We start from the raw sequence: 11,988 nt of genomic DNA, 5'->3' as shown, positions 1-11,988 counted from the left end.
CGTCGTACGTACGGGCGGCTCTCCGGCGGCCGTCGGTCCTACGGGATGAGTTCGGCGACGATGTTCGTGGCCGTGTCCCACCAGGGCGCCGCGCCCGTGCCGAACGCGGCGGCGAGCGCGGTCCCGACGGCCCGGTCCAGCGGCTCGGGCCCGGTGCCGGGCGCCCACTCCGCGTCCACCGTGCCGTCGCCGGAGGACTCCAGGGCGCCCAGGGGGCGGCCGTCGCGGAGCAGCCGGCTCTCGGCGTACGAGCAGGGGACGAGCCGGTAGCGCGTGCCGGCGACCGTGGCGTCGACCCGGTACGAGCGCCGCAGCAGCCGCCCCCGGCCGGGCCGGATGCGCGCGGGCGCGCCGTCGACGGTCAGGGTGAGCCGGGACGCGCGCCGGGTGCCGATGGGGATCAGCGGCTCGGGTGCGTCGCCCAGCGCCCGTACGAGCTCCACGGTGGGCATTCCGTGCCCGGAGACGCGCAGGGTCCCCGCGGGGCCGTCCAGGTCGATCTGTACGTACACGATCAGTGTTCCTGCTCCAGGATTCCGGACTGGGCGATGAGGTAGCCGAGCTGGGCGCGGCTGCCGCTTCCGAGGGCGGAGGCGAGCTTGGCGATGTGGGCCCGGCACGTCCTGACGTTCATTCCGAGCCGGCGGGCGATGGCCTCGTCGACGTGGCCCTCGACGAGGAGTTTGGCGATGGAGCGCTGGATGCCGCTGATGCCGTCCAGCGGCGGCTCGTAGGTGACCGGGTTGTCCAGCGGGATCGCCTGGAGCCAGAACTGCTCGAAGACGCCGACGAGATACTCGACCAGGCCGGTGTGGCGCAGTTCGAGGGCGACCTGGCGGTCCCGGCTGGCGGGCACGAAGGCGACCTTGCGGTCCACGATGATGAGCCGGTCGATGATCTCCTCGAGGGTGCGGACCTCGACCTCGGGGCCGATGCGTTCGAGGTAGGCCAGCGTGATGGGCTGGTGCCGGGCCGTGTGCTGATAGAGCGTCCGCATCCGGATGCCGCGGCCGAGCAGGGGCCGGACGCGGCGCAGGGCCTCGCCGAAGGTGTGCGCGCTGCGGCCGCTGCCGGGCTGCACGGTGAGCAGTTCCGAGGAGCATTCGGCCACGACGCGGTCCAGCGAGGTGTTGATCCTCGTCAGGCCTTCCAGGACCGTGATGGCGTGCGTCGTGGAGGGGTCCTGGGTGCTGATCGACATGAATGGCTCGAACGCGTCGGAGAGTTCGATGCTCAGGCGCCTACGCTCCTGGATCTCCTTCTCGATCGGGAGCAGGAGCCGGGCCAGGGCGGCCGAGGGGGGAACCGGCCGGAGCCACTGGACGTCGTCCGGGTCGGGCCGAAGGAGGTCGAGGTCCATCAGACAGGGCGTCGACTCGATGTCCGACCGTGCGACACGCCCCGTTCGCAGGGCCTCTTTATAGACCCGTGTGCCCGCTTCGCACAGCTCGGCGTGCGTATGAGGATGCCCCGTTTTATCCGGTTCTATTTGCATATGTACACCCCCAGGCTTTTCCGATACAGGAACATGATGCATTGAGCCAGTGGTGGAAACGTGAGGAGTGAGCCATCGTCGTGCCTGCGGGGGAGCAGGAGATACACACCAAGTGAGGTTGCTCGGTCATGGCCAAGAAGCTCATACGCACCGTAGTTGGTGTCGCGTTCATAGCTGCAGCCGCGGTCGGCGCGGTGGCAGCTGCCGAGGATCCGGGCTGGGGCCTCGCTCCGCAGCAGGCTGTCGCCAAGGTGAGCGACCCGGGCTGGGGCGCAGCGCCGGCGGCCGATTCCGACCCTGGTTGGGAGTCCGTGCGGGCATGACGGTTCCCGAAGATCCTCGATTCCGCCGTGAGATGGCGGCTGCTTACCGCTCCGGGTGGCATTTCATCGACCTCGTCACAGCCGTGCCGCACGGTGGCGATTCGTTGATGGTCACCCTCTTCGGTGAGCCGATCATCATCACACGCGGAGACGATGAGGATATTCGCGCCTACCGATGTCTCCGGAAGCCCCGTGGCGCTCCGCAGCCCGTCCGCTGTGCCATCCGGTACGGCATGATCTTCGTCAATCTCGACCAGCGTGACCACCAGCTCGTCGAGCCCGAGACCATCACCGCCACCCCCCGCAGTGCCTGAGCGGTTCCCCCGTCGTTGTAGATCGCTCAGGTGCTTCCCCCACACAGCGGCGCCATCGCGGACCTGAAACGCGATGGCGCCGTTGTGCTGTCCCCGTAACCCCGACGCGGGGCTCACCGGACCGGCGCCTCAGGCCCGGCCCATCGCCCGCGTCAGCGCGATCTCGATGACCACCCGGTCGGGGTTGGGCGCCGGGACCCGGCCGTAGCGCGTCGCGTAGCGGTCCACCGCGTCCTGGACGACGTCCGGCTCCGTACGGATGCGGGCCACGCCCTCCAGGGTCGCCCAGCGGCCCTTGTCCACCTGGCAGACCGCCACGCGCGCGCCCTCCGCGCCCGCCGCCAGGACGTTGGCGACCTTGTGGCTGTGCTTGTTGGTGATGACCCGTGCCAGCCCGTTCTCGCCCCCCTCGGGGTCGTACGTCACACCCACCGCCACGACGTGCGGGGTGCCGTCCGCGCGCGGGGTCGTCAGGGTGGACATGTGGTACTCGCGCCAGAAGCTGAGATACGAGTCGTCGGGGTTCCGCGGGTCAGTCGCCATGCCCGGAACCTACCCGCGGCAGAGCCCTGCGCGACACCTTGAGCGGAATAGACTCAACTTTGTGTACGCTGGATGAGTCATGGACCGTGTGTAGCCGGACGTCGAGGAGGAGACAGCGCACGTGGACGCCGAACTGACCAACAGGAGCCGGGACGCGATCAACGCGGCGAGCAGCCGTGCCGTGTCCGAGGGACACCCCGACCTGACCCCCGCGCATCTGCTTCTGGCGCTGCTCGCCGGTCAGGACAACGAGAACATCGTCGACCTGCTCGCCGCCGTCGAGGCCGACCAGGCCGCTGTACGGTCCGGAGCGGAGCGGCTGCTGGCCGCCGAGCCCAGCGTGACCGGCTCCACGGTCGCGCCGCCGCAGCCCGACCGTGAGCTGCTCGCCGTGATCGCCGAGGCCGACAAGCAGGCCAAGGAGCTCGGGGACGAGTACCTCTCCACCGAGCATCTGCTCATCGGGATCGCGATGAAGGGCGGACAGGCCGGCAAGGTGCTGACCCAGCAGGGGGCCGGCGCGAGGCAGTTGCTCGACGCGTTCGAGAAGAGCAGGGGAGGACGCCGGGTGACCACACCCGACCCGGAGGGTCAGTACAAGGCACTGGAGAAGTTCGGCACGGACTTCACGGCCGCGGCGCGCGAAGGGAAGCTGGACCCCGTCATCGGGCGCGACCAGGAGATCCGGCGCGTCGTCCAGGTCCTCTCCCGCCGCACCAAGAACAACCCGGTCCTCATCGGCGAGCCCGGCGTCGGCAAGACCGCCGTCGTCGAGGGACTGGCGCAGCGGATCGTGAAGGGCGACGTCCCCGAGTCCCTCCGCAACAAGCGCCTGGTCTCGCTCGACCTCGGCGCCATGGTCGCGGGCGCCAAGTACCGCGGCGAGTTCGAGGAGCGGCTGAAGACCGTCCTCTCCGAGATCAAGGCCAGCGACGGCCAGATCATCACCTTCATCGACGAGCTGCACACGGTCGTCGGCGCGGGCGCCGGCGGCGACTCCGCCATGGACGCCGGCAACATGCTCAAGCCGATGCTGGCCCGCGGCGAGCTGCGCATGGTCGGCGCGACGACCCTGGACGAGTACCGCGAGCGGATCGAGAAGGACCCCGCCCTGGAGCGCCGCTTCCAGCAGGTCCTGGTCGCCGAGCCGAGCGTCGAGGACACCATCGCGATCCTGCGCGGACTCAAGGGCCGGTACGAGGCGCACCACAAGGTCCAGATCGCCGACTCCGCCCTCGTGGCCGCCGCCACCCTCTCCGACCGGTACATCACCTCCCGCTTCCTCCCCGACAAGGCCATCGACCTGGTCGACGAGGCGGCCTCCCGGCTCCGGATGGAGATCGACTCCTCGCCCCTGGAGATCGACGAGCTCCAGCGCTCCGTGGACCGGCTGCGCATGGAGGAGCTCGCACTCAAGAACGAGACCGACGAGGCGAGCAAGCAACGCCTGGAGAAGCTCCGCCGCGACCTCGCCGACCGCGAGGAGGAGCTGCGCGGCCTGACCGCCCGCTGGGAGAAGGAGAAGCAGTCCCTCAACCGCGTCGGCGAGCTCAAGGAGCGGCTCGACGAGCTGCGCGGCCGCGCCGAGCGGGCACAGCGCGACGGCGACTTCGACACCGCCTCCAAGCTGCTCTACGGCGAGATCCCGACGCTCGAACGCGAGCTGGAGGAGGCGTCCGAGGCCGAGCAGGAGGTCGCCAAGGACACGATGGTCAAGGAGGAGGTCGGCCCGGACGACATCGCGGACGTGGTCGGCGCCTGGACCGGCATCCCCGCCGGCCGCCTCCTGGAGGGCGAGACGCAGAAGCTGCTGCGCATGGAGGACGAGCTCGGCAAGCGGCTCATCGGCCAGACCGAGGCCGTCCGGGCCGTCTCCGACGCCGTACGCCGTACGCGCGCCGGGATCGCCGACCCCGACCGCCCCACCGGCTCGTTCCTCTTCCTCGGCCCCACCGGCGTCGGCAAGACCGAGCTGGCGAAGGCGCTCGCGGACTTCCTCTTCGACGACGAGCGGGCCATGGTCCGCATCGACATGTCGGAGTACGGCGAGAAGCACTCCGTCGCCCGGCTGGTCGGCGCGCCCCCCGGCTACGTCGGGTACGAGGAGGGCGGCCAGCTCACGGAGGCGGTGCGCCGCCGCCCGTACAGCGTGGTGCTGCTCGACGAGGTGGAGAAGGCCCACCCGGAGGTCTTCGACATCCTGCTCCAGGTTCTCGACGACGGCCGGCTCACCGACGGCCAGGGCCGGACGGTGGACTTCCGCAACACCATCCTGATCCTGACCTCCAACCTGGGCAGCCAGTACCTGGTCGAGCCGCTGACCGGCGAAGAGGAGAAGAAGCGACAGGTCCTGGACGTCGTCCGGGCCTCCTTCAAGCCGGAGTTCCTCAACCGGCTCGACGACCTGGTGGTCTTCTCGGCCCTGGACGAGGCCGAGCTGGGCCGTATCGCACAGCTCCAGATCGACCGGCTCGCCCAGCGCCTCGCCGAACGGCGGCTGACGCTGGACGTCACCCCGGCGGCGCTGGCCTGGCTGGCCGAGGAGGGCAACGACCCGGCGTACGGCGCCCGGCCGCTGCGCCGTCTGATCCAGACGGCGATCGGCGACCGGCTCGCCAAGGAGATCCTCGCGGGCGAGGTCCGCGACGGCGACACGGTCCGCGTGGACCGCTTCGAGGACGGTCTGATCGTGGGCGCGGCGCAGTAGGCGCCGTTCACCACGAGGTGGCGACGAGATGGACGAGGGCCGGGCGGCGGCCCTCGTACGTCACCTCGACGGCGACCGAGGCCAGGCCCGCGCTGTCGTACGAGGCGTCCAGGCACAGATCGGCTCCGCAGGAGCCGACGGTCCGGACCGTGGCGCCCGGGTAGGTGCCGGCCAGCCAGCCCGCGACCTCACCGGACGGCATCCGGAAGTCGGCGGCGACCTGGTCGTCCTGCCAGTTCCACCCCCGGCACGTCGCGTCCCGGGCGCTCCGGGGCAGCGTGGCCTCGGCGAACGAGAGCGCGGCCGCGCAGGGCATCTCCTGCCCTTCCCCGATCTCGTCCCAGACCAGGGCTCCCCACCCGAGCAGGGCGAGCGGGCCCCCGCACACCAGTGTGACCAGCACTGTCACCCAGATCCAGGTGCGCGCACGCGGTTTCGCCGGCTTCGTTTCGTCCCCCATGGGAACGAGATCTTGTCAGCCCGCAGCGGATCGCGGCAGTCCGGGCTTGCGCGGCACCGCCCGGCATGGGGGAGGATGGCGGCAACCGTACGAAGGGATATTCACGGTGAGCATCGACCCGTCCTCGATTCCGAATTTCGGGGGCCAGCCCCAGCCTCAGGCCGCAGGACCGGCGGGCCCCGTCGTCCCCGACCAGGACCTGGTCAAGCAGCTCCTGGACCAGATGGAGCTGAAGTACGTCGTCGACGACGAGGGTGACCTCGCGGCGCCGTGGGAGGAATTCCGGACGTACTTCATGTTCCGCGGCGAGGAGGACCAGCGTGTCTTCTCGGTGCGGACGTTCTACGACCGCCCGCACTCGGCCGACGACCGCGTCAGGATCCTCGACGCGATCGACGACTGGAACCGCCGCACGCTGTGGCCCAAGGTCTACACGCACCTGCACGAGGAGGAGGACGGTTCCGCCACCCTCCGCCTCATCGGTGAGGCGCAGATGCTGATCGGCACCGGCGTCGCGCTGGAGCACTTCGTGTCCTCCACCGTCAGCTGGGTCCGCGCCTCGATCGAGTTCGACAAGTGGCTCGTGGAGCAGTTCGGCCTGGAGTCCCCGGAGGACAAGTCCTCCGACGGCGACGAGGCCTGAGCCCTCACGGGCCCCCTCACAGGGCCATGCGTGCGAACGTCAGCGCGTACACCCCGAAGCTGAACGACAGCCCGGCCAGCGCCGCGATCACCACGATCGCGGCCCTCGGCCGGGCTTTCGTCAGTGCCTGCGCCAGCGGGAGGAGCAGCGGGAACGCGGGCAGCAGGAAGCGCGGCTTGGACTCGAAGAAGCCGGAGCCGCCGACGGTGATGACCACCAGGACGGCCGTGTAGACCAGGACCGGCAGCGGCGGCCGCTCCACCAGCGCGAGCAGCGCGAAGAGGAGCACCCCGGCGGCCGTGATCAGCAGCGCGGCCCCGAAGCCGAACTGGGTCGGCCCCCGCAGCATGTCCCGTACGAAGCGCAGCGCGCCGGCCCCGAAGTCGAAGCGCGAGGTCCAGCCGTCCTGGACGGCGAAGTAGCCGCCGAGGAGATCGCCGCGCCCGGCGCCCACCCAGAGCAGGTACGAGAGCCACCCGGCCGGCGCGAGACAGGCTCCGGCCCACACCCGCGGACCGACCCGGCCGCGGCCGCGCCACAGCGCGTACGCCGCCGCGGCCAGGACCGCCGCCGCGATGGCGACCCCGTTGGGGCGGGACAGGCCCGCCAGGGCGGCCAGGCTCCCGGCCCACAGCCAGCGGCCGGTGAGGAGCGCGTACAGCGACCAGGCGGACAGGGCCGTCATCAGCGGCTCGGTGTACGCCATCGACAGCACGATCGAGTGCGGCAGCAGGCCCCAGAGCAGGACGAGCAGGACGGCGGTGGGCCGTCCGTACAGCCGTTCGCCGATCAGATAGATCCCCCAGGCCGCGACGCCGGCGGAGAGCCAGGACAGCAGCAGCCCGGCCGTGCCGCCCTCGACGGGCAGGACGGTGGTGACGGCTCGGATCAGGGCGGGGTAGAGCGGGAAGAACGCCAGGTCGGACTGGACGACGCCGTCCGGCCAGTGGAGCGTGTGCCCGTAGCCGTGCGCGGCGATCCGGGTGTACCAGTCGGAGTCCCACGACTGGGCGAGCAGGGCGCGCGGCGAGCGTCCGACGTGCCAGGACCAGGCCGCGAGCACGAGCATCCCGGTCAGCCGGGCGGCGGCGAAGAGACCGAGCGCGGGGGCGGCCCGGTAGAGCGAGGCCCGCCGGCGGGGGACGCTCCGGACTCCGGCGGTCCGGGCCGGGCGGTCGAGAGTCTCGGCGGACAGGGTGCACCTCCGTGCGCACGGGAATCGGGATCGGCCCGATAAATCGGTCTACCCGACCATCGACGTGGCACGGAGGTGGCGCGCGCGAGCGAGGGGCCCGTCCGGGTGAAAAAATCCCCACCGCGCTGGGCCCCTGCCCGGCGCGGGTCAGCGTGCCAGGCCCTTCAGCCGGGAGACCGCCTCCTCCAGGACGTCGGTCCGCTTGCAGAACGCGAAGCGGACGAAGGGCTCGCCCGCCGACCGGTCGTCGTAGAAGACGGCGTTCGGGATGGCGACCACGCCCGCGCGCTCGGGGAGAGAGCGGCAGAAGGCGAAGCCGTCGGTCTCGCCGAGGGGGCGGATGTCGGTGGTGACGAAGTAGGTGCCGGCCGGGCGGTAGACCTCGAAGCCCGCCCGCGTCAGCCCGTCGCACAGCAGGTCGCGCTTGGCCGTCATGTCGGCGCGCAGGGTGTCGAAGAACGTGTCGGGCAGGCGCAGCGCCTCGGCGACGGCGTACTGGAACGGCCCCGACGCCACGTACGTGAGGAACTGCTTGGCGGACCGGACGGCGGCCACGAGCTCCGGGCTCGCGGTGATCCAGCCGACCTTCCAGCCGGTGAAGGAGAAGGTCTTCCCGGCCGATCCGATGGTGACCGTGCGCTCCCGCATCCCCGGCAGGCTCGCGATCGGCAGGTGCTCGACTCCGTCGAAGACCAGGTGCTCGTACACCTCGTCGGTGACGACGAGCAGGTCGCGCTCGACGGCGAGCTCGGCGATCGCGGTCAGTTCGGCGCAGGTGAGGACCGTGCCGGTCGGGTTGTGCGGGGTGTTGAGGAGGATCAGCCGGGTCCGGTCGGTGACGGCTGCCCGCAGCTCGTCCAGGTCGAGGCGGAAGCGTCCGTCGGAGGCTCCGCCGCGCGGTACCTCGTGGGGGCGGAGGGTGACCGGGACGCGGGTGCCGCCCGCCATGGCGATGCAGGCGGCGTACGAGTCGTAGTACGGCTCCAGGGCGATCACCTCGTCGCCGGGCTCGACGAGGGCGAGCAGCGCGGCCGCGATCGCCTCCGTCGCGCCCACCGTGACCAGGACCTCGGTGTCGGGGTCGTACGTGAGGCCGTACCGCTTCAGCTGGTGCTCGGCGACGGCCGTGCGCAGCTCGGGGACGCCGGGGCCGGGCGGGTACTGGTTGCCGCGCCCGTCGCGCAGCGCGCGGACCGCCGCCTCCCGGATCTCCTCCGGGCCGTCGGTGTCGGGGAAGCCCTGCCCGAGGTTGATCGCCCCGGTCCGGGCGGCCAGTGCGGACATCTCGGCGAAGATCGTCGTCCCGAAGTCGGCGAGCCGGCGGTTGAGCAGCGGTCGTGTCATACCCGCCATCCTCGGTCGAAGCTCTGGACTTCCTCAAGTGCGCTTTGGGCCGGAGCGGCGAGGGGCATCCCCCTGTCACACAAGACCTACGGGGGTGTCACACATGGAAGCTCTGATCATCGCGGTCGTCGTCCTGGTCGTGGCGGTGAGCATCGGGTCGGCCGTCGCCGGCGAGCGTCGCGGGGGAAGGCGGCGCCGCGGCGGCTGGTCGGACGGGGGCTCGTCGTGCGGCGGAGGCTCGGCGTGCGGCGGCGGGTCGTCCTGCGGAGGCGGAGGCGGAGGCGGCGGCGGGGGTGGCGGCTGCGGCGGAGGAGGCGGGGGAGACTGACGCGGGGTCGACCGGCACGGGGCGGTCGACTCCGCGTTCGACCAGGTGCCCGGCCGTCCAACATCCGCCGGGCACCTTCGTGTTGGAGCCACGGACCGAATCCGATTGAACAAGTGAACTGTGGGGTCCCCGAAGGGGATGGAAACCACGGCAAGTTGGGTAAAAGCGCTGCGTGTCGCTCGAAGTCCGTGATTCCCTCGCTCTTGATAGAGACAGCCCTCGGACCGTGTGTGGACCCGAGCCGGCGATCCCCCCATCCCGTTGAACCCTTCTCCGGGGCGCCCCCGGCCCACCCGTCAAACCGTGTTTGCGGAGCCGACCCATGCTCACGACCCTGAAGACCTCCTACACCGATACCCGCGCGGCCGATCTGGCCTGGGCACTCGGGCGCGAGCCGCTGCCCGCCCTCGCCGTACTCGACCTCGAACTGACGGGCGCCAAGCTGCAGTTGCGGCTCCTCGGCGCCTCCCATCAGGTGCTTCTGGAGCAAGAGCAGCACAGCTGCTCGGAGACCGTCGCCTGTATGCCCGGCAGCAGTACACCGCTGCCGCTGGGCGTCTCCAAGCGCATCGGCGGATGGGAGTACGAATTCGCCGCCCGCGTCGAGAAGCTCTCGCACGGCTCCTTCGCGGGCCGCGCGCAGGAGTTGCTCGCCCTTGTCACCGACCATCCCAACGGCCTCGCGGGGACGTTCCCCGGCTCCCCGTACGCCTTCACGGCGATGCTGGCGCAGCGCCACGAGGGCCAGGTGTGGTGGCGCACCTGGCACGCGTACCCGCAGGAAGGGCAGTTGGTCGTCACCAGGACCCGGATCGGCGACCGTATGCCCGTCACGCTGTAATGCGCCGCCCCGGAGCATCATGTGCACTCGTGTGGGTGACAAGCAGCTACAGATGTGTGACGTAGCGTTACGAACATGATCGAGCCGCCCCTGACCATGCCACCCAAGAGGGTGACGCGGCTGCCCGTGCGGCCGAGTGCGGTGCGGTTTCCGGTCCTCGTCGTCGTCTTCGTCTGCGCCGCGTGCGGCCTCGTCTACGAGCTGGAACTGGTCGCGCTCGCCTCGTACTTGATCGGCGACTCGGTCACCCACGCCTCCGTCGTGCTGTCCGTCATGGTCTTCGCGATGGGCGTCGGCTCGCTGCTCGCCAAGCGGTTGCGCTGTCGCGCCGCCGTCGGCTTCGGTCTGGTCGAGGGCGGACTCGCGCTGATCGGAGGCTGCTCCGCCCTCGTGCTGTACGCGGCCTTCGCCTGGCTGGGCGAGGCGCGGTACGTCCTGGTGGGCTTCTCCCTCGCCATCGGGGTGCTCATCGGGGCGGAGATCCCGCTGCTCATGTCGCTGATCCAACGGGCGGAGTCGGCGCGTTCCCCCGGCGTACGGGAGAAGGAGAGCACCGCGGATCCGGCCGGGACCGTCGCCGACCTGTTCGCCGCCGACTATGTCGGCGCGCTGGTCGGCGGCCTCGCCTTTCCGTTCCTGCTGCTGCCCTGGCTCGGCCAGCTCACCGGCGCGCTCGTCACCGGCGCGGTGAACGCGGTGGCGGGCGGCGGGCTGGTGCTGTGGCTCTTCCGGCGCGACCTCACCGGCCGGTCCCGCGCGCTGCTCATCGGTACGAATCTGGCTGTGCTCGCCGTCCTCGCCACCGCCACCGTCCTCGTCGACGACTTCGAACGGGCCGCGCGCCGCGCGGTGTACGGCGACCAGGTGCGCGTCGCCGTACAGACCGACCTCCAGGAAGTGGTGGTCACCGGGGAGAAGGGCAGCCCGCCGGACCTCTTCGTCGACGGCCGGCTGCGGGCCGGCGGTGAGGACGCGTCGCGCTACCACGAATCGCTGGTGCACCCCGCGATGAACGGGCCGCACGCACGCGTCCTGGTCATCGGCGGCGGGGACGGCCTCGCCGCGCGTGAGGTCCTGCGCTACCCCGGAGTCCGCTCGGTCACCGTCGTCGAGCTCGACCCCGGGGTCGTACGGCTCGCCCGGCACCAGCCCGAGCTCGCCGATCTCAACGGCCACGCCCTGCGGGATCCACGCGTCCGCGTCGCCTTCGCGGACGCGTTCCGCTGGCTGCGCGAGAGCGCGACGACCGGGCCGGCGGGGGCGGGTGAGGGGCCGCGCGAGCGGTACGACGTGGTGATCTCGGACCTGCCCGACCCGGGGATCTCGGCCGGCGCCAAGCTCTACTCCGAGGAGTTCTACGGGCTGGCGGCCCGGGTCCTGACCGATGGCGGACGGCTGGTCGTCCACGCCGGCTCGGCCTCGGCCCGGCCCCGCACCTTCTGGACGGTGGACTCCACCCTGCGCGCGGCCGGCTTCGCGACCCGGCCCTACAGCGCGCACGGCCGCGGGGCACACCTCGCCGCGGGCCCGGACCGGGCCGGCCGCTCGGACGGTACGGACACAGCGGCGGGCGACTGGGGATATCTGCTCGCCGCCCCCGGCACCTACCCGCCCGAGCTGAGCCTCGCTCCGGACGCGCCCCCGCTGCGGTCCCTGACGGCCGGCGTCCTGGTCTCGGGGGCGCGGGCGGCCGAGCGGACCCGGGACGGCCGGGGTGCCCCGCCGCCGCCCTCGACGCTGGTCCACCCGCGCTACGGCGGCTGACCGCGCGGGGGTCGCCGGCCACGGACCCGGG

The 11,988-nt window shown here is 71.5% G+C and carries 11 protein-coding genes; 5 read left to right on the top strand and 6 right to left on the bottom strand.

The genetic code is table 11. The annotated features are described in order from the left end of the window. Window positions 1-38: 38 nt before the first annotated feature. Window positions 39-512, bottom strand: a complete 474-nt coding sequence (locus M5362_RS16390; protein ID WP_260228282.1) for a hypothetical protein — start codon at window positions 510-512, stop codon at window positions 39-41. Window positions 513-514: 2 nt separating this feature from the next. Then, window positions 515-1,495: a helix-turn-helix transcriptional regulator gene (locus tag M5362_RS16385; RefSeq protein ID WP_260228281.1), complete on the bottom strand. Its 981-nt coding sequence runs from the start codon at window positions 1,493-1,495 to the stop codon at window positions 515-517. 319 nt (window positions 1,496-1,814) lie between these two features. Between M5362_RS16385 and M5362_RS16380 the strand changes: the two genes are divergently transcribed. Further along, entirely contained in the window at window positions 1,815-2,132 is a 318-nt protein-coding gene (locus M5362_RS16380) for a (2Fe-2S)-binding protein (protein ID WP_260228280.1), read from the top strand. A gap of 129 nt (window positions 2,133-2,261) precedes the next feature. Here M5362_RS16380 and M5362_RS16375 read toward each other — a convergent pair whose 3' ends face one another. Further along, window positions 2,262-2,675 carry a pyridoxamine 5'-phosphate oxidase family protein gene (locus M5362_RS16375; RefSeq protein WP_260228279.1) on the bottom strand — a complete coding sequence of 138 codons (414 nt, stop codon included), beginning with the start codon at window positions 2,673-2,675 and terminating at the stop codon, window positions 2,262-2,264. A gap of 121 nt (window positions 2,676-2,796) precedes the next feature. On the opposite strand from M5362_RS16375, the gene clpB reads away from it, so the two are divergent. Then, the gene (gene clpB / locus M5362_RS16370; protein WP_260228278.1) at window positions 2,797-5,382 is read left to right on the top strand and encodes an ATP-dependent chaperone ClpB; all 2,586 of its coding nucleotides are present in this window, start codon (window positions 2,797-2,799) and stop codon (window positions 5,380-5,382) included. A gap of 7 nt (window positions 5,383-5,389) precedes the next feature. On the opposite strand, the gene M5362_RS16365 is transcribed toward clpB, so the two are convergent. Then, complete coding sequence (locus M5362_RS16365) at window positions 5,390-5,842, bottom strand: hypothetical protein (protein ID WP_260228277.1); 453 nt, start codon at window positions 5,840-5,842, stop codon at window positions 5,390-5,392. Between the two features lie 106 nt (window positions 5,843-5,948). On the opposite strand from M5362_RS16365, the gene M5362_RS16360 reads away from it, so the two are divergent. Beyond that, the gene (locus M5362_RS16360; RefSeq protein WP_260228276.1) at window positions 5,949-6,485 is read left to right on the top strand and encodes a YbjN domain-containing protein; all 537 of its coding nucleotides are present in this window, start codon (window positions 5,949-5,951) and stop codon (window positions 6,483-6,485) included. 16 nt (window positions 6,486-6,501) lie between these two features. Here the strand turns inward: M5362_RS16360 and M5362_RS16355 are convergent, their stop codons facing one another. Next, entirely contained in the window at window positions 6,502-7,554 is a 1,053-nt protein-coding gene (locus M5362_RS16355) for a glycosyltransferase family 39 protein (protein ID WP_260228275.1), read from the bottom strand. 273 nt (window positions 7,555-7,827) lie between these two features. After that, window positions 7,828-9,033 (bottom strand): pyridoxal phosphate-dependent aminotransferase, encoded by a 1,206-nt coding sequence (locus M5362_RS16350; RefSeq protein ID WP_374214477.1) that lies wholly within the window; start codon window positions 9,031-9,033, stop codon window positions 7,828-7,830. Window positions 9,034-9,674: 641 nt separating this feature from the next. Here M5362_RS16350 and M5362_RS16345 point away from each other — a divergent pair. Both M5362_RS16345 and M5362_RS16340 read left to right on the top strand, forming a co-directional pair. Next, a complete protein-coding gene (locus M5362_RS16345) occupies window positions 9,675-10,193 on the top strand; it encodes a DUF2617 family protein (RefSeq protein WP_260228273.1) in 519 nt (172 codons plus the stop codon). Window positions 10,194-10,268: 75 nt separating this feature from the next. After that, window positions 10,269-11,957, top strand: a complete 1,689-nt coding sequence (locus M5362_RS16340) for a polyamine aminopropyltransferase (RefSeq protein WP_260228272.1) — start codon at window positions 10,269-10,271, stop codon at window positions 11,955-11,957. Window positions 11,958-11,988 lie beyond the last annotated feature (31 nt).

It is taken from the genome of Streptomyces sp. Je 1-79, from assembly GCF_025195125.1.
GTDB lineage: Bacteria > Actinomycetota > Actinomycetes > Streptomycetales > Streptomycetaceae > Streptomyces.
The sequence above is the reverse complement of the archived record's forward strand: the minus strand, read 5'-3'. Positions and strand labels throughout refer to the sequence as shown.

What these genes read in the sequence shown, in the direction of transcription:
- M5362_RS16385 (WP_260228281.1), bottom strand. Translation starts at nt 1,495, where the DNA reads ATGCAAATAGAACCGGATAAAACGGGGCATCCTCATACGCACGCCGAG.
- M5362_RS16380 (WP_260228280.1), top strand. Translation starts at nt 1,815, where the DNA reads ATGACGGTTCCCGAAGATCCTCGATTCCGCCGTGAGATGGCGGCTGCT.
- M5362_RS16375 (WP_260228279.1), bottom strand. Translation starts at nt 2,675, where the DNA reads ATGGCGACTGACCCGCGGAACCCCGACGACTCGTATCTCAGCTTCTGG.
- M5362_RS16365 (WP_260228277.1), bottom strand. Translation starts at nt 5,842, where the DNA reads ATGGGGGACGAAACGAAGCCGGCGAAACCGCGTGCGCGCACCTGGATC.
- M5362_RS16355 (WP_260228275.1), bottom strand. Translation starts at nt 7,554, where the DNA reads ATGCTCGTGCTCGCGGCCTGGTCCTGGCACGTCGGACGCTCGCCGCGC.
- M5362_RS16350 (WP_374214477.1), bottom strand. Translation starts at nt 9,033, where the DNA reads ATGGCGGGTATGACACGACCGCTGCTCAACCGCCGGCTCGCCGACTTC.
- M5362_RS16345 (WP_260228273.1), top strand. Translation starts at nt 9,675, where the DNA reads ATGCTCACGACCCTGAAGACCTCCTACACCGATACCCGCGCGGCCGAT.
- M5362_RS16340 (WP_260228272.1), top strand. Translation starts at nt 10,269, where the DNA reads ATGATCGAGCCGCCCCTGACCATGCCACCCAAGAGGGTGACGCGGCTG.